The organism is Fervidobacterium pennivorans, from assembly GCF_001644665.1.
Lineage (GTDB): Bacteria > Thermotogota > Thermotogae > Thermotogales > Fervidobacteriaceae > Fervidobacterium > Fervidobacterium ngatamarikiense.
Map to the genome: position 1 here is coordinate 76,101 of NZ_CP011393.1, position 23,008 is coordinate 99,108.

Here is a 23,008-nt window from a genome sequence, read left to right on the forward strand (position 1 = left end):
TAGGAGCAAATGAGAATTGGACTATTCGATTCAGGAATAGGTGGTCTTTCTGTCTTAAAAAAATTAATTGAAACCCTACCGGCTCATTATATTTACGTTGCAGACACTATGCGTGCCCCATATGGTACAAAATCACGTGATACAATAGAAACTTTCAGTAGGGAAATCATTGGCTTTCTGATGGAGCGAAAAGTTGAGCGAATATTTGCAGCATGCAACACTTCCGATTCAACAATGGCGAAATATCGCCATGCTTTCAAAATACCGTATCACAGCATTATCCAAGCAGGTGTCAACGCCTCAAAATATGAGAGAGTTGCGGTCATAGGCACTCATACAACAGTTCAGAGCGGTATCTATAAGCACGCTCTTGAAGAAAGAGGAAAAAAGGTTGCTCAAAGACCCGCTCAGCTTTTCGTTTCATTGGTTGAAGAAGGTATATTCTATGGCAACATGGTTGAAGCCGTCGTTAAATTCTATCTAGAACCATTTCGAAGATTTAAACCCGACGAACTGATTCTTGGATGTACACATTTCCCATTCCTTAAGGACATAATAGCACGTGTTATGGAAAACGTTAGAATTATCGACCCCGCAGATGAAATGGTTAGAGAAATATCCCACCTTGTTGGCAGTGGAAAGCCGTTCGTCGAATTTTATGTAACTGGCAATCCAGAAGAGTTTGAGAAAAAGCTTAAAAAGATTGGATTCAGACATCCTTACCAAGTGAAACATCTTGAAGTCACAGAATTAGAACAGAAGGTGGTATACTTTGAAAGAGCTTGTGATATTGACAGGGTACTCGGGAGCGGGTAAGTCCACCGCTGCTGGTTTGCTTGAAGATTTAGGTTTCTTCTGTATAGATAACCTTCCGCCAGAAGTTACATATCAAGTAGCAAGTCTTGTATTGCCTAGCATTGATAAATTAGCAATAGTCATAGACATTCGAGGATATATGTTTGGGAATGTAAAAAAAGCAATTGCAGAGGTCAAAGAGAGATTTCCTTTCACAAAGGTTGTCTTTTTGACTGCAACAAAAGAAACATTGGTCCAGCGGTTCGCACACACTAGGAGAGCTCACCCACTTTCAAAACAAACCACGTCTATAATGGAAGCTATAGACTTGGAAATAGAAATGATGAAAGACGTTCTTGAAATGGCAGATATTGTTATTGATACCTCTCAACTAAATCCCCACCAATTACGAGAAAAATTGACAAAGCTTCTTGGAAACGTCGAAACCAAAGATTTTACCGTACACATTATAAGTTTCGGATTTAAGTATGGAATACCACTTGACGCCGATTTCGTTTTTGATGTTCGGTTCTTCCCCAATCCTTTCTATATCCCCGAACTTCGCCCAAAAGATGGGCGGGACAAAGAAGTAAAAGAATTTTTGAAAAAGGTCGACGGAGTAAACGATTATCTATACCAAATTAAATCCGTTGTCTCCTTTGCTATTAGCAGATACAGTTCAGAAGGCAGAAGAGAATTGGTAGTTGCAATAGGATGCACCGGTGGTAAACACCGGTCTGTTTATTTTGCTGAGGAATTGGCTTCCCAACTTAGAAAAGAAAACTTCAAAACAACAATTGAGCACAGGGATGTGACTCTTGGATGAAGGTTGTTGCTGTCGGTGGTGGCACTGGCCTTTCAACATTACTAAGAGGTCTAAAAAATTATCCCTTTGATATAACCGCTGTGGTCACAATAACCGATGAAGGCGGAAGTTCTGGAATACTCAGGGAAGAATTAAATGTCCCACCTCCGGGTGATATAAGAAACAACTTAGTAGCACTTGCAAATTCTGAAAGCATCTTGAGCACGTTGTTTAACTATAGATTCCAAGATGGTTCTTTGAAAGGGCACAGCGTTGGTAATATCATTCTGGCGGCATTAACAAAAATTACCGGAAGCTTTGCAGAAGCCATAGCAAAGGCTTCTGATATCCTCGCGATAAAAGGAAGAGTTCTTCCTGTATCATTGCAAATGGCAAGATTGTTAGCTGTTTTCGAAGATGGAACGCACGTGGTCGGTGAAACAAATATTGTTGAATATTCCAAAAAGACAAAGAACCGTATAGTCGAACTGAAACTACACGAGCCTGTGAGAATAAACCCGGAAGTTCAAAAAGTATTAGAAGAAAGCGACGCAGTCATCTTTGGACCTGGGAGCCTGTATACTAGTGTTGTTGCAAATTTAGTTATAGAGGGTTTTCAAGAATGTATCAAAAAGTCACATGCTGTAAAGATATACATAAGCAACATCATGACACAACCAGGAGAAACATTTGGATACACTCTCAAAAACCATGTAAAAGAAATTGAAAGATACGCGGGAGTGTCTGTTGATTACATTATTCACTCATTTCCACCATCGAACGAAGAAGTTCTTAAAAAGTATATCGAAAAAGGTGCTGAACCTGTAAAAGTGGACATTCATGATAATCGTGTAATTACAGGTCACTATTCCTCCATAATATTTGAGGGTGAGTATAGAATTCGTCACGACTCGATTTTAATATCAGAAATATTGTTTAACTTATTGAACTCAGTCAAGAACCAAAAAGCTGAAAGAAAACCATCAGATTTAGAGGTGAAGCTGTGAAATACACATTCTCTGAAGAAGTTAAAGGTGAATTATGTCAGGTAGAAGTTCTCAGCCAAGCCGAAGCACAGGCTGAGCTTATTGGTTATTTAAAAGGTAAAGGTACGTATGTAAAAACCTCTGTTGATAGTTATGTTTTGCTTGAAGTTGGATTTATACCTGCAGCCAGAAGGGTTATGAATTTGTTACACCTTTTGGGTATAGACAAAAAGAAGCTAACACTAATAAAGAACAAGCTTCAACGTAAAAGAGTTCAGATTTTCATTCCGACAGATATACTTGAGAAACTCCAATTGTCCATTCTTTCAATGCCCAAAGAAATACAGGAGGATATTGGATTATTCGGTGCGTTCTTGAGAGGCTTCTTTGTTGCTTCTGGTTCTGTAACTGACCCAGCAAAGAACTACCATTTTGAACTTGTTTCGTATAGTGAGCAATTACTTTCTTTTGTTGACGAAAAATTGGAAGAATTCCTTGGGGTGATTGGAAAAATCACAAAGTTGAGGTATAATTATAGGTACTACTTAAAACGCGGATACGATATACAAGAAGTACTAGAACTGATTGGGGCAATTCGTGCTGCGTCCCATATAGAAAAAATAACAACATCTCGTGAAATAAGAGCGGATATAAACCGCACGCTTAATTTTTTAAGTGCTAATGCCAAACGAACTGGTGAAAGTAATGCAAAACAGCTAAAAATTATCAACGAAGTCATAGAAAAAGTAGGATTAGAAAACTTGCCTGATGAACTAAGAAAACTTGTGGAACTAAGATTAGAACATGAAGACCTCACTTTATCGGAACTTGGGGAACTCTTTGAACCACCGCTTACAAAAAGTATGGTATACAATAGGTTCAAAAAATTGGAAAAACTTCTGGAAAGGGTAAAAGGAAGTGGTGAGTAAAGATGAGGTGTCCATTCTGTGGATACGAAGATACAAGAGTGCTTGATTCAAGAGAACTTAGTGAAGGAAGGGCAATAAGACGTAGGAGGGAATGCCCGAATTGTCATGCGAGGTTTACCACGTATGAAAGATACGAAACTGGACCAATTACGGTTATAAAAAAAGATGGTAGAAGAGAGAAATTCGACAGAAGAAAGATACTAAACGGACTTTTGAAAGCCTTTGAAAAAAGGCCAGTTACATTGGAAGATATAGAAAGAATCGTAGATAACGTTGTTTCTACTTTGCAAAAAAGCGGAACGGTCGAGGTAAGCACTGAACAAATTGGCAGAATAGTTATGGATGAACTGAAGAAAACCGACCAAGTTGCCTATGTCCGTTTTGCATCTGTCTACAAAGACTTCAGAGAAATCGATCAGTTTATAGAGGTTATAAAAGAATTACGACAAGAATCATAAAAGAATGGTGAATAAATCTCTAAGGAAGAAGACTAATCATGATTTCAGGAGGGATAAAGTGATGGAAAAAGTTAAGTTGACAAGAGCAGGTTACCAAAAACTCAAAGAAGAACTTGATCAATTAAAACGCCAACTCATGTTTGAAATCCCAGAAAGGATAAAGGCTGCAAGAGAGCTTGGAGACCTTTCGGAAAACTCAGAATACCAAGAAGCAAAGAACGAGCAAGGCCGAATTGCTTCTCGTATTAACGAACTTGAACAAATGCTCATGAACGCTGAAATAATAGCCGAAGCTTTCGATTCATCAACAGTAAGTCTTGGTGACTGGGTACTATTGAAAAACCTTGAAACAGGCGAAGAATTAAAAGTCCAGCTTGTTAATCCACAAGAAGCTGATATATTTGCAAATAAAATCAGCATCGACTCACCACTTGGAAGAGGTATAAACGGTGCAAAAAAGGGTCAAACAATAAAAATCAAAGCACCAAAAGGAATTGTCAAATATCAAGTGTTGGACATAACAGCTGAGTAATAGAGTAGTTGTTAACCAAACGATAAAGATAAGCAAAAAGTCGAGAGGACAATATGTTCAGGAGGGATTTATCTTGCTTAAAGATTTCAGAGAACAGAGAATCAGAGAAATCGAAGAACTTCGAAAGATTGGTATTAACCCTTATCCGTACTCGTATCCGAAAACTCACACCACCGAAGATATAAAGAAACAGTTTGAACATCTTGCTAACGGAGAAGTCACTGACCAGAGAGTATCCACAGCTGGAAGAATAATGTCCATAAGAGAACATGGCAAAAGTGCGTTCTTCCACATTAAAGACACTTACGGTCGTATCCAAGCCTATGTGCGTAAAGATAAGACTGAGAACTTTGATTTCTTCAAAGAACACGTAACAATTGGAGATATCATCGGTGTTGAAGGAATCGTATTCAAGAGTAATACTGGTGAAATTACAATACTTGTTGAAAAGTTCCAGCTCTTAGTCAAACCACTCAGACCTATGCCTGAAAAATGGCATGGTATAAAGGACAAAGAAATTCTATACCGTCAAAGATATGTAGACATGATTGCTAACGACGAAACCATAAAAAGGTTCAGAATACGTTCCGACATAATTAGAATGATACGCGAATTTTTGCACCAGAAAGGGTTCTATGAAGTCGAGACACCTATACTACAATACCTTACAGGTGGTGCTTCTGCACGTCCTTTTGTCACCCACTGTAACGCGTTAGATATCGATATGTACCTGCGAATCGCAACAGAACTACATTTGAAAAGATTCATTGTAGGTGGGTTCGACAAAGTTTACGAAATAGGAAGGATTTTCAGAAACGAAGGTATTTCCTACAAACACCACCCAGAGTTTACTTCCATAGAGCTCTATCAAGCTTACGCAGACTACGAAGACATGATGAACCTCACTGAAGAATTGATAACTTATATTGTTGAGCAACTTTTCGGAACAACGAAAATCACTTACCAAGGTCAGGAAATAGACTTCACAAGACCATGGAGAAGGATAAAGATGAGAGATTTCATAAAGGAAAATCTCGGCGTAGATATACTTGAGGATTCTGACGAAAAGATGCTTTCTGTTCTAAGAGCTCGCGGAGTTGACGTGGAAATTGAAGATAGGGGACACATGATAGAAAAGCTCTGGGACCTTGTGGAAGACAGGGTTATCCAACCAACGTTCCTGCTTGAGCACCCTGTAGAAATTTCACCACTAGCCAAAAAACATCGGGAAGACCCAAGGGTTACTGAACGATTTGAGTTGATAATTTACGGTCGGGAGATGGCAAACGCATTTAGCGAGCTCAACGACCCTGTTGATCAACTCGAAAGGTTTATGAACCAATTAAAATTAAGAGACCTCGGCGATGAAGAAGCGCACATGCTCGATAAGGATTTCATCAGAGCTCTTGAGTATGGAATGCCACCAACAGGTGGACTTGGAATAGGTATCGACAGGCTTGTTATGTTGTTAACAGATAGCCCAAACATACGTGATGTAATAGCATTCCCACTCGTCAGGCCTGAAGGCGATATCGATATAGAAGAAATTGAAATCTCTGAAAAAGCAGAAGAAGGGGGAGATAGAGTATGAGTAAGGAAAGTAAAGATGTAAAACTTAGGAGACATATCAGTAAGTGGCAACAAGTATTCATTTGGGTTATAGCTATTGCTTTTATAGCAGGTATCGCGTTGTGGGCACTCGCTGTCAACTACTCACCAGCAGCAAAAAAGATGAAAAGAACTATCGAAGAAACTGTCGGCTACGTTACTAAAGATGGTACAGCTTTAAAGAACGAAGCATATTGGGTATTCCCAGAAAATGTTGAAGAAGTTTACGGTAACCTTTTAGCTCAATATGGTAATCCATCGCTTGACCCCGTAATCGAGGAACCATATGTCAAAACGTTAATCACTGTCGATTTACTCAACAAAAAATTGATGCTCTACTATGCCGAGGTTAACAAAATCAAACCGGACAAAAACAAAATAAAAGAAGAAGTGAAAAAAGCTATCGATGAAGCAAAGAAGGATAATGCAAAACTCCAACAAATTAAAGCCCAATATGGAAGCCTTACAAACTATGAAAAAGAGCTTACGCGCCAAAAAGAAGAAGAGCTAACAATACAAGCTGTAAAAGACAAACTTGGAATGGTTGCTGACAAAGAAGTCCAGGACTACTACAATAAAAACAAGCAAGATATTATAAACAAATATACAAAAGCAGAGACATCCTATGTCACATTCTCTACCAAAGAAGAGATGGAAAAGTTCGTCAAATCCGCAATGGAAAAAGGTGTAACTCAAGCTGCATCCGAAGCATCTTTGACAATGACAGATTACACTTTGAACAAAGGCACACTTCCCAAAGAGCTCGAAAAAATGATTTTCGATGCTACATCAACACTTGTCTCATTCCCATACAACGGCACTTACTTTGTTTTCAATGTTAAAAGTGTCCAAAAAGTTGACACATTCGAGAACTTCAAAAAATCAGAAGCATTCAACGAAATCCTTACGAACCTAAAGAACGAAAAATTCGGTGAAAACTTCAAGAAATGGAAAGAAGAAAACAAAGTGGCGTTCGAGATAAGGGATGCTGTTTACAAGACATGGTACGAAGCATTAACGGCTGAAGGAAAAGATTTACTTACCGCCTATAAAAAACTCTATGAACAACTCTTCACAAAAACAGAAGAAGTAAGAACCGACATACCAGCCGAGCAAAAAGCAGCATTCTTGGTAGTTGCAGATAGAATCGCAGCTAGCACGGATACGTCATTCGATGCAGTAAAGAAAGATGTTAAAGAATTCGAAAAGAAGATAGTCCTATCCATCTATGACCAGGTAAAAGGTTCTTCTCTCGAAATACTTAGAAGGATGAAAGAATACTTCCCAGACAAGAAAGATGTAGCATTTGATTATTACACTAAATTGTACGACACCATCAAACCATATCTCTCAGTAGGTGGAGCTTACATCGTGATGAACCAACTCTTTGAAGTTTATCAAGGATTTGCAGACCTTGCCGAAGCAACGAATGTTGATATCAAGATAAGAGCGGATTCTTATTACAAGTTGTACGAGATGAACAAGCTACTCGATGATCCGAAAACAGCAAAGGATTACTTACAAAAGCTTAAAGAACTCAAACCAGATTACAGTATAAACTTTGATTCGGCTGAAAAAGAACTTGAGGATATGATTAAACAAAAAGAAGCACAAGCTACTCAGCAATCAACACAAACAACAAACGAATCTACACAGACAACAAACACTTCAACACAAACAACCACCAAATCCACACAAACGGCAAATAACAGATAACAGCGAGAATATCCCCCGCAAAATCTGCGGGGGATAATTTCATTTGGCAAGTTACGGTTTATTTATAAGATTTGGTTTGAAAAAATTCTAATGGAGGTGTTAGCATGGAAAGGTATTTTAAGATTCTTAGTCTTTTACTTGCAGTCGGTATTTTCTTTTTCAGCTCTTTGGCATTAGCGAGTAATTTACAGAATTTTGTGGCGTACCTTGAAAAGAGCGGAGATATTATCGCTGGAATTAGCCAAGAGGAAATTGATGAAATGTATCAGCTTTACGAGCAATACTATGGTTTGTTTGACCCTCTATTCGAAAAACCTTACGTTGAAGCTCTAGTAATGAAAAAACTTCTAGAAGACAAATTTATCGGATATCTATCCTCCGCAGAAGGTTTATCACCGGAAGATTTCAAATCTTCCCACTCGAACGTTTCGGAAGCTGACATGAAAGAATACTACGAGAACAACCGTGAGCAAATACAAAAAGAGGCATTCATTGATTTTGATTACGCTGCTTTCGAAACAGAAGAAATAGCAAAAGAATTTTACAAGAGAGTAATTGAAGTTGGTTTCGAAAAGGCTGTTCAAGAGTTTTCTGAAGCTTCCCCTTCAGAACTTTTGAGTACCGATACATACTTAGGGCTTAAGAAATCAGAAACTAATGAGGCATTCGTTGACGTTCTTTTCGCACCCTCAGAAAAACCAGTTAGAATGCATACAACTGATAACGCGAGTTTTGTATTCTACATAAAAAACCTGAATGACCTTTCAACATTCGAAAAATTCAAATCTTCTCCAATGTACGAAGAAGTTATGAGTAGTCTTTCAGAAAATAAGTTCGAAAAATATGTGGAAGAAAAAATTTCAGCTGAAAGTATCAAATTCATAGTTCCATCACAGTATGCAATTTGGTTTGACATGGTCCAAAACGTCCCTGCGGAAAAATTAGTGGAAAAATACTACTCCTCCCTGTTTGACAAATCAGGAAATCTCCTTTCAGTTGAGCCGATAGAAATTTCTGGATTTATCACAGCTATCGAAGATGCTAAGCTAGACGAACAGTACAAAAAAGAATACGAACTAGCAATAAAGAAACTTTACGATATGGGATACAAATCATTCTTAGTTCTTGCAAGACTTAGGAATTTCGACAATTCCGAAAACGTTGTGCTAGAATACAATGTAGAACTCGCAAAGATTTTGATAGGGTACATAAAGAAAGGTGACACACTTTCTGTTCTACAGTACATATATTCAAACCTTTCCGAACTTGAAGAATTGAGCAACTCTAAAAACCCCGAGGTAAGACAAAAAGCTCTTGAGTATCTGTACAGAATGAACAAAGTACTTGGAGACGAAGAAAGCTCAAAAAAATACTTGGAACAATTATATCAAGAGAATCCAAATTACAAAGTCGAAGACGATGAGTAACATGAGTAACAAATGAGAATAAAAAACTAAATTTTAGGGGGGAGAACATGCACTGGGTCATCACAGGTGCAAATAGGGGTATTGGACTAGCATTAGCAAAACAACTACTATTCGAAGGAGAACGATTGACCGTAGGTGTCAGAACCTCTATGCCATTCGAGCATGAAAACCTTAAAGTATTGAAAGTAGATACTTCCAATCCCGTTTCCATAGAAGAGTTCGTTTCACAAATAGAAGAACCTATAGACGTTCTCATAAACAATGCGGGGGTCCTCATCGAAGAACGGTTTCCCGAAGTCACAGAAGAAGGTATGCTTCTATCATTTAAAGTCAACACAATGGGTCCGTACATGATTGTACAAGAATCTTACAAACAAGGTAAACTTAAAGATGGGGCCAAGATAATAAATATCTCCAGTATCCTCGGTAGTATCTCAAGCACAGGTGGGACTACGTCCGTGCCGTATTCTATTTCAAAAGCTGCCCTAAACATGGTGACAAAATTGCTTGCTCATAAATTGAAGAATATGTACGTTGTTTCTATCCATCCAGGATGGGTAAAAACAGACATGGGTGGACCTGAGGCTCCTTTGCTGCCTGAGGAATCCGCTGCTGGCATAATTAAAGTAATTCGTCATTTGAACCAGACCGGAGTCTTCCTCGACTATACAGGTAAGGTTATCCCTTGGTAGCTCTAAGAGCCCCAATACCACTACAACTAAAGTCAGGTACATGTTGTCAAGGAGGGGCACATATGAAAGTTTTGATGAAGAACTTACTTATAGCCGTGTCTGGTTTATTTATTATATCCCTAATAGTTGCATTCATGGGAGCTTACAGAAATGTTCCTGGGATAGAGGAATTTAATGATGCAAAAGTTATAGTTAATGGTGAAGAAAAGCCATTCCCTTACTTCATCGCAGACAAAGAGAACAACCATTACATCATGCAAATCAAGATAGATGGGTCCAGATACAAAGGGAAAACCCTAGCTTTTTCGGTAACAGCTAACCAGTATATAAAGGTTTATCAGGACGGTATGATAATCTATTCTGTTTCATCAGAAAAAGGCAGCGTTAACCCTTGGCATAGGTATTTTCCGCTAATCCTACAAGGGGATGTACTTATTGAGCTTTCTTTCATTTCAAATGGTGGCATTGAACGAAAATTCTACATAGGTGGGCATGATAATATTATCAAATTCATCGAACGTGCTAACGCCATTGAAGAATCGATGTTTTACTTAGGCTCAGGTTTTATGATAGCCCTTTTCATCATCGTACTCTTACTGGCAATTGCTCTCAAAGAGAACACCTTCCTATACGGAGCCATAGTTGTAATCTCACCACTATTGACAAGTATAGATGAGATGAACCTGTTTTTGTATCCTTTCATACTCTGGAAAAAACTAGCAATATTGGGTGCAGCGCTTAGTATGTATTTTGCGTACCGATTCATAAACGAAATTTTCAAAAGAAAACCTACAAAAGTCGAAAAGGTTTACATTTTGCTTTATTGGTTGTTCTTCATCCCGGTAATCTTAGCCAGAAATATGACACAGCTTAAGAGCTCTTATGCTATTTTCTACCTTTATTCTCTCGTTTTACTTTTGTGGATTCTTGGAATACTCGTTAAACAAGTAAAGACCAGACAAGAGCAACTGGTACTCTTTGGATTCTCAGCAGTTATAGGTGCAACGTTCTTATCTTTACTTTCTGTAGCCAACGTTGTTAAGATAGAATTTATGTTCTTCAACATAGGTCAACTTTTCTTTGGACTTACGATAGCCATATACGTTTCAGCAAGGACTATAGAAGTCTTTAGAACCACACAAAACATGAACGAAGCTATCAGTAAACTTATGGAGGAGCAAACAAACTATATTCAAAATCTTGTTGCATCTAGAGATAAAGTGAATGAACTTTCAACATCTTCCGTAAACTACTTTGAAGAAATCGAGGAACTATATAGAAACCTTGGTTCTTCTGTAAAAAATGCCGAAAACGCCCTCGAGAAACTACAAATTACAGTTGAATACTTCGAAAATTTCTTAAACGAAATGGTAAAGACCTCCTCATTGCTGGAAGAAACCGTTGACAAATCAGATAAAGTTATGTCCGACATCATCTCAATATCAGAAAGTAGCAAAGAAAACTTTTCTGAAATCGAAAATATCGTCACAAACTTCAATCAGATGAGCAGTAAATTGAAGTTAACATTCGATGAACTTTACAACGACTTTGCAAAAATAAAGGATATATCGAGCCTTATAAAATCTATATCAGTCCAAACAAACCTACTCTCTCTCAATGCATCTATCGAAGCAGCAAGAGCCGGAGAAGCAGGAAAAAGCTTTGCTGTAGTTGCTAATGAGATTAGAAAACTGGCAAACGAGGCATCTGAGTTTGCAGAACGAATAGAAAACAACATCACATCTATTTCTAACAGATTTGAAGGTTTTTCGGAAGAACTACTTAATTTGTTTAAAAATGTAGAAATTATAAGTGAAAGCAACAGAAAGTTCTCAGAAGCTATTTACCAATTCTTTGATAGTGTACAATTGCTAACCCATGATTTCGAAAAAGTAGAAGCAACCTTTGAAAAACAGTCGTCTGAAATCAACAATCTAAAAGACAGCATATACGAGATAACAAAAATCTCAGAAGAATTAAAACAAGCTCTTGAACTATTCGGTGAAACACAGAAGAAAATAGAAGAAACATTCTCCATTATCATGAACCAAATCGTAGAAGTTCAAAAAGCCCTGAAAATTTGAAAAATTAACGTGGGGGTGATTTTTTCGTGAATATCAAAAGGGCTTTGATAAGTGTCTCTGATAAGACCGGCGTTGTTGAATTTGCAAAAGAACTCCATACTCGAGGTGTGGAGATAATAAGCACAGGTGGAACGGCGAAACTTTTGGCAGATGCAGGCATCCCTGTGAAGCAAGTCTCAGAAATAACAGGCTTTCCCGAAATACTTGGTGGTCGCGTAAAAACTTTGCACCCTTTCATTTTCGGTGCCATTCTTGCTAACTTCGATGAACAGTCCCATATCGCAGATTTAGAAGAACATTCCATAATTCCTATTGATATGGTTGTCGTTAACCTGTATCCATTTGAAGAGGTCCAGAAACAAACACGTGATGAAGATACTTTGATAGAGAATATCGATATCGGTGGTGTTGCACTGTTGAGAGCAGCCGCAAAAAACCATAGAAACGTTGTTGTTGTGTGTGACCCTAATGATTATCAAAAAATCATAAAATTAATAGATTCGTGTGGTGACGTTCCTCTTCACGACCGAAGAATGTTTGCTCTCAAAGCGTTCTATTACACAATGAAATACGACTCTACAATCCACAAAGTTCTCTCAGAACTATTCGCTTCTGAAAAATATGAACATATGACATTTGAAAAATTCTCCACTCCTCAAACTAGCTATGAAATCCTCGACGACGTGAACGAAAAATTTGTAAAGCTCAGCAAATACACAAAACAAGCCACTGCAATAACACTGGGAGCCATTGTTGTTGCAAGTGAACCAGATTTGGTTATTGGATTTAATGACTCATTTCCGGTCTCCATGGTCAACTTAAAAGCCTCTGGTGGAAGAATATGTGACCTTACCGGATCAACGGTTGTCTTAAGGAGCCTTACAAACGATATGGTGAGAAAACTCAGAGAAAGTACATTCATCACTATCGCGTTTGAAGAAATAGAAGACGAAGAATACGCAAAAGATACACTTAAAGAAAAAGAACTAATTAGATTTTCTTACACAGTCGATATCACCGAAGTTGATAAAATACCAGTTGCACAAATGGTGGGAAACATGATGTTAAAAAAGCTTGTAAAACCGTGGAATATATTCCAACTACTTCTAAGCTTCATGCCAAAAAACACATTAATTGCTGAACAAGAAGACGGATTCTTCAGATTTGAAACATGCTTAGCCGATATTATGGAAAACCTTGAAAAAATTCTAACAATATCCGAAAAGACAGGAACTAAGATACTAAATATCTATACGAACGCGGAGATTGATAGTTTGTTCACAAAAATCTGTGGTGAAAGGGGTATTAACATTTTCACTTTTTGAAATTAAAATTTATTAGTTTGACGGGACGGTTTTTAAAATAACCCCCTTAGCCAAGCTTGCGAGTGTACTCGCAAGCTTTTTTGTTAATTCATACAACCTGTCTAATTCTCCTTTTTCTTCCGCTCTTTTGAAATCTTGTATGGTGGCTTTTCTTTCGTAGAGTATCTGACCAAAAACCTTTTTAACTTCCGCATGTATGTCAAAAAATGCCGAATAGGAATACATTATTGCTTCGTATATCAGTTGCTCATCCGAAACCGGCAGTATCAAAGGTTTTGCGTCCCTTATCATCTGTCGGAACTCTTCTCTGTATTTTGAACTATGTAGCAAAAATGTCATATAAACATCGTACGTGCTATGAGCATTCCTAAGAAATATTCTGGTTTTTTTATCGAAAATAAATCGAATAAGTTCTGGAACCGTTCCAGGTCTGACATGGTATGGTTGCATCAAATCCTCAAGATAATGGAGAGCATACGCAAGAAACCTGTATCCCCAATACTCATCTCCATTTTTAAAAGCTTCTTTTGACATTTTCAAAAAGTGCAAAAAAGATTTATCTCCTTCTAGATACTCAAAAAACGATATTTTCAAATATCCATGCCTATTTGCTTGTGTATCTCCAATTAAGCTTCTCAAAATCTCTGATTGCTCAACAAAATCCATACCGTTGTCTGGAAAGCAAGCATATACAAGAAATATAGCCCACACAGGAAGTTTACCATCTTGAACAACTCGGTTTGGCAAAAATCTTATTCCACTTTCTCTAATCAAATCCTCGTCGATATTTATCCTTGCCTTACCCGTCAGGATAAGGTCTTCTGTTACATACATTTCCTCGTTGTAAGCTCGTTTCTCCAAATATGTGTATTGTCTTATCTCAACAACTCTTTGATAATCAAATCCCGGAATAGATGTAGCGACCAAAAACGTGAAAACATCGTGACCGCTCCAGGCTAAGGTTATGCAAGAGGATACCAAAAGTCCCATTACAGTCGCAATCAATACTTTATAGTTTTTCATCAAAACCACCTTCCTTACTTCCTTAATTTCTTGTATCACGATTATATACCAGAAATGTCAGAAAATACCACCTTGGGTGTTATAATACATGTGTATGCTACCAAAGAACAGCATAACCACATCGAGGTGATTGCCATGAGGATTCTTCACACATCCGATTTACATTTAAGAACAGATACGTTTGAAAGATGGGAAGCGCTTGAACTCATAGTGAATAAAGCAAAGGACAATTCCGTTGATGTTCTGGTAATTTGTGGAGACTTATTTGATAGCAAAGAAGACGCTATAAAAAGCTACGAAAGACTAAGAAAAATATTCTCGGAAGCACCTTTTCAAACTCTTATTCTTCCCGGTAACCATGACGAAACATTTTACGAAGATGGGCTTTATCTCGGAAATAACGTCACTATCATCTCGAGTGAAAATAATGTCTTTGAACTTAGCGATGCGAGAATAATCGCTGTTCCATTCAAAAAGGAATGTTCATCTTCCAAGGAAACAGTTAAGGTAATACACGAAGCTAACACGCACACATCTCATACCAAGCCAAACATCCTTCTCTTCCATGGAGAGTTGATTGCTCCATTTTACGAATCTGACGACTTTGGTGAAAGAGGTCGTTACATGCCTATCGATTTAAATATCTTCAAATCACTTAATTTTCAATATATCCTGGCAGGGCATTTCCACACGAAACTAAGCATTTTGAAAACCTCTGATAAATTCTTCATTTACTCCGGTTCCCCAGTTTCAATTACGAAAAAAGAAAGAGGGAAAAGAAAAGTCGATTTATTGGAAGTAGGCAAAGAACCGGAAGAATTGGAAATCGAATCATTCTATTACGAAGAACTCGAAATCAGACTGGGCATATTCGATGAAGAAAACCCTGTCGACAAATTCATAGAAAAATTAAAAAGCCTAAACATTCCAGCGAACTGCTCACCTATCTTTAAAGTAACCGGACACTTTGATGGCGCAAAATACAACCTTAGTGAATCAGAATTAAACTCCAAACTACAAGTGCTTGCGAAAAACTTTAACCCAAAATCTGAAGTTGAATTCTTGGCAAAGGACCTTGGAAGACTTAGCAATAACCCGATATTCGAGAAAATACTCAAGAAGGTTGGAAAAATAAACGACGAAGAGCTCGACGAAGAAGGCAAAAGGCAACTCATCGAAATATTTATTAACGCTATGATGTGAAAATAAGTTCCTATCGGGAGGGGAACTATCGTGAGAATAAAAAAATTCCACATTAGTGAATACGGACCTATCACGTTTTCAAAACCATTCCAACTGAGAAATTTCACAATATTCTATGGAAAAAACGAAAGCGGTAAGACGTTAACAATAGAAGCTATCCTGAAAATGCTCGTTGGTAAAAAAGAGGCAAAGGAAAAATATTACGAAAACATTGACCGAGTGAAGGAATTTCCCACTGGTTATCTCATCCTGGAAGATGGTGGGAAGTCAATCTATGTAGAGAACGGTGAATTTTTAAAGCAGTTCAATTTATCCCACGAAGAACTCAAGAATACCATCATCATTCGAAATAGCGATTTAGGTATCGAAAGCTCTCAAAAAAACAAAGAATCAGATGTGTACAGCATAGTCACTGAGAAACTGGTAGGCTCAAGGATATCAGAAATTCAATCCATTCGAGCAAAAATTTTGGAAAACAGTATCATCACGGAAAGCGGAATATTTAAAGACCAAAAAGACGCAAAATACAAACAACGTTACGAAAAAGCAAGGGCTGTAATCCAAGAAATAGATACACTATTACCTGCACTTGAAAATGCCGATTATTTCGAAATAGAAGAAAAAATAACAAAAATACAATTAGAAATCGAACAATTAAAGAAAAAACTAAAAACTTTGGAAATCCTGAAACAAGAAAGCTTCTGCAACGAACTTTTGGAAGATATCCATAAACTCGAGTTGGTGGTAGAGAAGCTAAAAGAATACAAACCTTACACGAACGAAAAATTGCAAAAACTAATTGAGCTCGAAAACAAAATCAAAAACTTTGAGGAAAAGGTAGATGAACTAACAGAAAGAGCGGAACAAGCAAAAGAATCTCTCACAAAAATTACAACCGAACTAACGAGTATACAAAAGAACATTCCAAAGATGCGTGAACAATCTGAATTTGCAGCAAAAATGAAGGAAAAAATTTTCATTTACGAATCGCAAAGCTTGGGGTTTGAAAAATTAAAACACAAAAAAACTCTCTGGCTCATTTTAAGTATCGCTATGCTCATCACTGGAACACTTTCTCTCATCTTCGCACCAGGCGCTGTTCTCAAAAGCACGCTTTCTTCCATTTTCTATGGAATTTCTATCTTCATGTTGTTAAAAACTTTCGAAGCAGTTAAATTAATCAATAACCTGAAACAAGCTCAGATAGAAATACTAAGAGATGCAACCGAACTTTTCGGAACACCGTTCAGTGATGTTACTGAAGTTAAAGCCAAATGCCTCGAAGCTGAATCACAGTACAAAGAAATCCTCAAAACAGAAAGCCAACTCAGGACGAGTCAAATTGAGATTGAAAATAGCAAGAATAGTTTGCTCACCGAACTCGAAAGCCAACGAAACGCTCTTTCACAAGCTCAAAAAGAAAGAGACGAGCTATTAGACCTACTATCTGTAAAATCACCCAGTGAATTGAGGCAAAAGCTCGACGAAAAATCAAAACTCGACGGACAGTACCAAGCAATAAAATCCCAAATCCTCACGAAAATAAAGACCTCCGGTATAAAGTTTAACGAACTCCCAAATGACTTACCGGAACCCTTCGATACACAAGTAACTCAAAAGCTAGAAAAATTAAAAGATATAATCCGCAACTACCTGACGGAGCTCCGTATCAACAAACCAAAAGAAAGCGAAGAAACAGTAGAACCCACCGAATCAGTGGAATCAGAGGAAACGATAAAAAGTAAAATTGACCAACTCCAAAAAGAACTGGAAATCCTAAAAAACAATCAAAGACAGCAGCAAGAGAACATGAAGTTTATCTTCATCAAAGCGCAAGAATCACAACTAATAGAAGGTTTATTCGACGAAATACCAGATGTTCTATACAAATCGGACCTTGAAAAACTCAAATCAGAGCTCGAAAAGTTAATCACCAACATGAACAAGCAAAAGCAAATCGAACAAACCGCTCTTAAAATACTCCAAGAAATCGAGGAGGAAGAAAAGAAAAACATATCCGACATCTTCAAGCAAAGCAACTTAATAAATCTCTTCGCAGAAATTACTGACGGGCGCTATGTAAATATATCATACGAAAGTAATCAAAATACCGGGAAAATAAAAGTCAAAGACGTCTCCGGAGTTGAATTTACACCCGAACAACTCTCAGCTGGCACTTACGACCAACTTTACTTTTCCATTAGACTCGCACTCGCAGAACATCTCTTTGGAAAAAACAGCGGAGAAAAAGCATTCTTTATCCTCGATGACCCGTTCATAAAGTACGACAAAAAACGCCTTGAAAAGCAAATCAAAAAACTTGTGGACCTATCAGAACAAGGTTGGCAATTTCTGTATTTCACAGCGAAAGACGAAGTTGTGGAAATAGGGGAAAAAATCGGCATCGATATTATCAAGCTCGAGGAATTTATAGAAGAAAGGTGACAGCGAAAAAAGTAAATGATAGAATTTAAAATGGCAAGCTCAAAATATACGAAAACCCGGGAGGAGATATCGTGGCAATCTTAGTTGCTGGGGGCGCAGGATACATAGGTTCACATGTTTGCAAGATGCTAAAAGAAAGGGGATACGACGTAATTATTTTAGATAACCTTTCTCATGGACATCGTAGCTTTGCAAAATATGGTGAGTTTATATTAGGCGACATCGCAGATGAAAACTTGCTTGATTTAATATTCACGAACTACAACGTAGAAGCCGTAATGCACTTTTGCGCTTACATCGAGGTAGGAGAATCTGTCAAAGACCCGAACAAATATTATAAAAACAACGTTTCAAATACCATTACATTACTGAATGCCATGCTCAAACACAACGTAAAATACTTTGTATTCTCATCAACCGCTGCAGTATATGGCATGCCAGAACGTATTCCCATAAAAGAAGACGACCCAAAAGCACCAATTAACCCTTATGGCAAAAGCAAATACATGGTTGAACAAATACTCGAAGATTACGACCAAGCCTACGGATTAAAAAGCATTCGCTTCAGATATTTCAACGCAGCAGGCGCTGATGAATCTTTGGAAATCGGAGAAGCGCACGAACCAGAAACACATCTAATTCCGTTGATACTCGATGCTGCTTGCGGAGTAAGAGAAAGCGTGAAGATATTCGGAACAGATTACGACACAAAAGATGGTACATGCATAAGAGATTTCATCCATGTCAATGACTTAGCGGACGCACACATAAAAGGTTTGGAATATCTAATGAGCGAAAACAAGACCGATTACTTCAACCTTGGCAATGGTTCGGGATACTCCGTCAGGGAGGTTATAGAAAAAGTCAAAGAAATCACAAAGCTTGATTTTAAAGTCGAAGAAACTGGCAGAAGACCTGGTGACCCAGCATATTTAATAGCTGACAACGAAAAAGCAAGGAAAATACTCAATTGGCAACCCAAATACGACCTTGAGGATATTATTAAAACTGCTTGGAATTGGCACAGAAAATTGAGAAAGGATTTTTGCAGAAAGAAGTGACATAATAAAAAAGGCTTCGGTTTTTCACCGAAGCCTTTTTGTTTGATTATCTTCTGCATCCTCTTGCCTGCATTGGTCTTTGTGCTTTTCTAACTACACCTGCCCTATTTGCCTGCCATCTTGGTCCTTTCAAACTTGCCGTATCAATAATCTTTCCATCTACCGTAACTTTTTCAGCTAATATAAACTTACTTTCCCCACTTGTTGCAAGTTTTCCAACAATTTCTATTGGCTGTCCTGCTTTGAGTTCAACTGATTTGAATATAGGTCCTGCATGAACATCATATACCGTGTTTCCAACTTGAATTTTAAGTGTAAAGCCTTTGTTTACATCCCATGTGTATTCCTTAACCGTTCCTTTGAATGTCTGAGTCTCACCAAGTGTTGTTCCTGCAGGTAGATTTTTGTAGAGCCTTGTTTGTGTGTTTTGTTGAACTTGCGTTTGTTGAGTAGTTGCTGACTGATACCCATACCTTGGCGCACTTGCTGGACCAAATGCAAAAATACTACCTACCAAAAGCACACCTGCCGCTAAGACGACTAAGAACTTTTTCATACTTACCAACCTCCTCTAAGTTTGTGGTTTTCTTGTTTTTCGTCCTTTCTTACAAAGGACAATGCAATTGTACTCAGCAAAGCTTAAAACGTCCTTGTAGTTTGCTGAAAGTTTGCTTAGAAAATAAAAAAAGCAAGCCGAAAAAACCGGCTTGCTTCAGATGGTCTATCTTATTTTATCTTTAAAATCTATACGTTATTTCTGACTAGTTTTCAACATCTCCTCAAGCTTTTGTTTCAAACCTTCCCTTATTACGAATGTTTTTACCGCCGATGAAACTTTTGGCACAACTTCTGTATATTTGGCATAGAGTATAAACTCTATCTTTGCTGCAGGGTCATTTAGATCCCCATTGTTGTTGAGTTGGAACCTAACACCTGTGCTTGGGTTATTTGGGTCTATACTCAAAACGATGAATGGGAGGTTGTTAATTATCAAACTTACATCTTCGTTTGTTAACTGACCATTAGCAAGCCTTTGAGTAAAACCATTATAAGCATCCGCACTTGCAAAAATGGTATCGAAGAAAGCCTTTTTTATACCAATATTGTTATCTCTCAAATCGATAGAATCTTTGTACAATTTTCTGAAATCTAACGTGTAGATGAATTTGTATTTGTATTCATCAAAAAGAAGACTCATTGTAGCTTCCTGAGTTAATTCAATCATACCAACATTTGGAAGAGCTTTATTAAATTCTTCAAGAACATCTTTAACTTTTTCTGGAACTTTTCCGTTCAACTTAAGAGTTCCAAGGTTCTCTGGCATTTCAAGTTTGTTTTCAAGTACGTTCTTTGCTATGAAACACTCATTCATTTCAAATGCTTTCGCAAAGAGCGTTGTTATTGATTCTTTTCCATCTTTTCTGTAACCTTTATTATCAACTATACTTGTGTTGTTCTCAAACGCACCAATTTCGAGGTAACTCATAACACTCCATTTTAGTGCATCGAGCATTTTGTTCACATTTACAAGCTTAAATGGTTCTGGGTTTAGTATGTCTGCCATGTTAAGTAAATCAGTAGGATTATTGATAGATAGCAAGTTTGTAGTATACTCTCTAACTTTCGAGAAATCAGTCAGAGGACCTTTTGCTAACTCAAAGAGTATTGCCCTAATGTAGTCTCTTGCATCTTTTATTACAAATTTTGTATCTGTACTTGTAATAGTCAGAACTTCTTTCCATGCTTTTTCAAAGTGATCTGCTTGCACAGCTGCAATATATGAATAGTAAAGGCCGGCAAGCATGTTGTATGCCACAGAGAAGTCCCTGTAGTCCATGTACAACTTCTCCGGAGCATTTACTTCTGGATTAATCCGCTTAGCAAGTGCAACTATCTTATCTTTCCTTTCGCCTTGGATTTCAACAATGTAGTTTTGTCTTTCTGGATGGGTGTAGAATTTTTTCGCACCATCATTTAAGAAGGCTTCTATTTTCTTTATAAACGTCTCATGAGGTAAAACGATGTCCAGAATTTGTGAAAGGTCAAATTCCTCTGCCAAAGTTTTAACACTAAGTTTTCCTTCAAAAATGTCTTTCAAGCTTTTCGCAAGTAAAGGTTCAGAAAGTTCTTGAGAAATAGTTGCCAACTCTTCATCCGCAAGTAGCTCAATAACATACCTCGGGTCACGCGCTTCGAGTTTTGTTTGGTCCGTAACTGGTTGATTTGGTAACGGTTCTGGACCAAACAGCGCACACCCAGTTGCTAAAAGCACAATCAAGAATATTACTGTAAGCAAAAAAATACTTGGAAAACCAACTCTGTTTTATCATGCCCCTTCACCTCCAGTGATATTCTTACGACGTTTCCGCACTAGTCCGAGCTATATAAAAAACTCATTGTATAAAATGTTACATTTTTATTATAAATCCAGAATCCCGTTTATCAAGGTTATCTATAGTGACTATTTACAAAAAAACCATACAGAATAGCTATAGCGAATTTTTTTGATTCCTTCGTAACCTATGTTACAGACATCTACCTTCTCTTTTTATAAAATACAATTAGGTATAACTAATAAAAGTGTAGGAGGTGCGAATTATGGCAGAAATTTTTAACAAGAGAGAGTATTTGAAAAACCTGATTAGACGTGCTGACAAAAATCCGGAAGAATTGGAAAGACTCAAAGAAGAGATTAAATCAGTTATCAAGGAGTTAAAGCCTGTAGAGATTGCCATTGTTGAAAACGAGCTTGCGAGAGAAGATGGTATTTCAGTTGAGCGAATCAGGGAAATCTGTGATGTTCATCTTGAATTGATGGAAGAATTTTTGAACGAGGAGCCAACGGTTGAACCGTGGCATCCGATTTACATATCCATGAAAGAACACGAAAAGATTCTGGAAATGCTAAAACAACTAAAAGATTTGGTTGATACAGCAACAAAGTCTCCTTCTTTTGAAACGTTTATCGCAATTGGTAAGCTGACAGAGGAACTGAAAAAGATAGAGCTTCATTTCCAAAAGCAAGAGTATGGAATCTTCCCGTATGTGGAAAAATACGGTGTAGAGCAACCACCAAAGGTTATGTGGTCTGAACACGACACGATGCGGGTAATGATAAAGGACTTTGCAAAGATAATAGAAAACCGCGATGTAGAAAGACTCAAAACAGAAGGAGTGAATATCACAATACAACTGCTCGAAATGTTCATGATGCACATGCATAAAGAAAATCACATCCTTTTCCCAACGGCGCTTAGTCTTGTCAGCGAAGATGAATTCAAGCAAATTAGAAAGACCTTCGATGAAATAGGTTACTGCTGCTATTTCCCAGAACCTATTGATTTTGAAAAACCACATAAAAAGGATTCAAAAGATATGCCTTCAGAAAAACCAGTGCAAATCGAGAAACTCTTAAAAGCCTACGACGAGCTGAAAAGTCTTCTACAAGAGATGGGCGTCCTTAGTCAAGAAAACACAGCAGCAGCTCCATTAAGCTCTCAGGGTAGGATTAATCTCCCATCTGGTTCATTTAGCATCGAGGAACTTACATATTTGCTTAACACTTTACCTATAGATATAACATTCGTAGACAAAAACGATGAAGTTAGATATTTTAGCGAAGGTAAAGAAAGGATATTCTTAAGAACAAGAGATGTAATCGGCAGGAAAGTCCAGAATTGCCATCCACCAAAGAGTGTCCATATTGTAGAAAAGATACTGAGAGATTTCAAATCTGGAAAGCGTGACAATGCTGATTTCTGGATAAAACTTGGCGAAAAATATGTGCTTATAAGATACTTTGCTGTGAGAAATGAAAAAGGAGAATACATCGGAACATTGGAAGTCACTCAAGATATCGCACCAATACAAAAAATAACAGGCGAAAAACGAATCTACGATGAGGAATGAAAGGAGTGAT

At 37.6% G+C, this 23,008-nt stretch carries 19 protein-coding genes; 16 read left to right on the top strand and 3 right to left on the bottom strand.

Going from position 1 to position 23,008, the window contains the following annotated elements:
- Positions 1-9 precede the first annotated feature (9 nt).
- The 12 genes from murI to JM64_RS00515 all read left to right on the top strand — a co-directional run bounded on the left by murI (position 10) and on the right by JM64_RS00515 (position 13,357).
- Positions 10-816, top strand: coding sequence for a glutamate racemase (gene murI, locus JM64_RS00460; protein WP_064011041.1), 807 nt, complete (start codon positions 10-12; stop codon positions 814-816).
- Positions 773-1,621 carry an RNase adapter RapZ gene (gene rapZ / locus JM64_RS00465; RefSeq protein WP_064011042.1) on the top strand — a complete coding sequence of 283 codons (849 nt, stop codon included), beginning with the start codon at positions 773-775 and terminating at the stop codon, positions 1,619-1,621. The genes murI and rapZ overlap by 44 nt, the downstream gene beginning before the upstream one ends.
- The gene (locus tag JM64_RS00470) at positions 1,618-2,607 is read left to right on the top strand and encodes a gluconeogenesis factor YvcK family protein (protein WP_064011043.1); all 990 of its coding nucleotides are present in this window, start codon (positions 1,618-1,620) and stop codon (positions 2,605-2,607) included. The genes rapZ and JM64_RS00470 overlap by 4 nt, the downstream gene beginning before the upstream one ends.
- Positions 2,604-3,515, top strand: coding sequence for a DNA-binding protein WhiA (gene whiA, locus JM64_RS00475; RefSeq protein WP_064011044.1), 912 nt, complete (start codon positions 2,604-2,606; stop codon positions 3,513-3,515). Before JM64_RS00470 ends, whiA begins: the two co-directional genes overlap by 4 nt.
- A 2-nt stretch (positions 3,516-3,517) precedes the next feature.
- A complete protein-coding gene (nrdR, locus tag JM64_RS00480) occupies positions 3,518-3,973 on the top strand; it encodes a transcriptional regulator NrdR (RefSeq protein ID WP_064011045.1) in 456 nt (151 codons plus the stop codon).
- Positions 3,974-4,034: 61 nt separating this feature from the next.
- Complete coding sequence (greA, locus tag JM64_RS00485) at positions 4,035-4,505, top strand: transcription elongation factor GreA (RefSeq protein WP_064011046.1); 471 nt, start codon at positions 4,035-4,037, stop codon at positions 4,503-4,505.
- 73 nt (positions 4,506-4,578) lie between these two features.
- Entirely contained in the window at positions 4,579-6,096 is a 1,518-nt protein-coding gene (gene lysS, locus JM64_RS00490; RefSeq protein WP_064011047.1) for a lysine--tRNA ligase, read from the top strand.
- Entirely contained in the window at positions 6,093-7,829 is a 1,737-nt protein-coding gene (locus tag JM64_RS00495) for a peptidylprolyl isomerase (RefSeq protein ID WP_064011048.1), read from the top strand. Before lysS ends, JM64_RS00495 begins: the two co-directional genes overlap by 4 nt.
- Before the next feature lie 104 nt (positions 7,830-7,933).
- Complete coding sequence (locus JM64_RS00500; RefSeq protein WP_064011049.1) at positions 7,934-9,256, top strand: hypothetical protein; 1,323 nt, start codon at positions 7,934-7,936, stop codon at positions 9,254-9,256.
- Positions 9,257-9,303: 47 nt separating this feature from the next.
- Entirely contained in the window at positions 9,304-9,948 is a 645-nt protein-coding gene (locus tag JM64_RS00505; RefSeq protein WP_064011050.1) for an SDR family NAD(P)-dependent oxidoreductase, read from the top strand.
- A 62-nt stretch (positions 9,949-10,010) separates the two neighbouring features.
- Positions 10,011-12,032: a methyl-accepting chemotaxis protein gene (locus JM64_RS00510; protein ID WP_064011051.1), complete on the top strand. Its 2,022-nt coding sequence runs from the start codon at positions 10,011-10,013 to the stop codon at positions 12,030-12,032.
- A 26-nt stretch (positions 12,033-12,058) separates the two neighbouring features.
- On the top strand, positions 12,059-13,357 hold the full coding sequence (locus tag JM64_RS00515) for an IMP cyclohydrolase (RefSeq protein WP_064011052.1): 1,299 nt from the start codon (positions 12,059-12,061) through the stop codon (positions 13,355-13,357).
- Positions 13,358-13,369: 12 nt separating this feature from the next.
- Here the strand turns inward: JM64_RS00515 and JM64_RS00520 are convergent, their stop codons facing one another.
- Positions 13,370-14,380, bottom strand: a complete 1,011-nt coding sequence (locus tag JM64_RS00520; RefSeq protein ID WP_156487864.1) for a phospholipase C/P1 nuclease family protein — start codon at positions 14,378-14,380, stop codon at positions 13,370-13,372.
- Positions 14,381-14,515: 135 nt separating this feature from the next.
- Between JM64_RS00520 and JM64_RS00525 the strand changes: the two genes are divergently transcribed.
- The 3 genes from JM64_RS00525 (at position 14,516) to galE (ending at position 19,089) form a co-directional block, all read left to right on the top strand.
- The gene (locus JM64_RS00525) at positions 14,516-15,583 is read left to right on the top strand and encodes a metallophosphoesterase family protein (protein ID WP_064011054.1); all 1,068 of its coding nucleotides are present in this window, start codon (positions 14,516-14,518) and stop codon (positions 15,581-15,583) included.
- Positions 15,584-15,613: 30 nt separating this feature from the next.
- Positions 15,614-18,028: an ATP-binding protein gene (locus JM64_RS00530; protein ID WP_064011055.1), complete on the top strand. Its 2,415-nt coding sequence runs from the start codon at positions 15,614-15,616 to the stop codon at positions 18,026-18,028.
- Positions 18,029-18,099: 71 nt separating this feature from the next.
- The gene (gene galE, locus JM64_RS00535; RefSeq protein ID WP_064011056.1) at positions 18,100-19,089 is read left to right on the top strand and encodes a UDP-glucose 4-epimerase GalE; all 990 of its coding nucleotides are present in this window, start codon (positions 18,100-18,102) and stop codon (positions 19,087-19,089) included.
- 46 nt (positions 19,090-19,135) lie between these two features.
- Here the strand turns inward: galE and JM64_RS00540 are convergent, their stop codons facing one another.
- Together JM64_RS00540 and JM64_RS00545 are read right to left on the bottom strand one after the other, a co-directional pair.
- On the bottom strand, positions 19,136-19,645 hold the full coding sequence (locus JM64_RS00540) for a hypothetical protein (RefSeq protein ID WP_064011057.1): 510 nt from the start codon (positions 19,643-19,645) through the stop codon (positions 19,136-19,138).
- Between the two features lie 195 nt (positions 19,646-19,840).
- On the bottom strand, positions 19,841-21,385 hold the full coding sequence (locus JM64_RS00545) for a hypothetical protein (RefSeq protein ID WP_064011058.1): 1,545 nt from the start codon (positions 21,383-21,385) through the stop codon (positions 19,841-19,843).
- A 302-nt stretch (positions 21,386-21,687) separates the two neighbouring features.
- Here JM64_RS00545 and JM64_RS00550 point away from each other — a divergent pair, with 302 nt between their 5' ends.
- Positions 21,688-22,998 carry a DUF438 domain-containing protein gene (locus JM64_RS00550; RefSeq protein WP_064011059.1) on the top strand — a complete coding sequence of 437 codons (1,311 nt, stop codon included), beginning with the start codon at positions 21,688-21,690 and terminating at the stop codon, positions 22,996-22,998.
- The last annotated feature ends 10 nt before the right edge of the window (positions 22,999-23,008 follow it).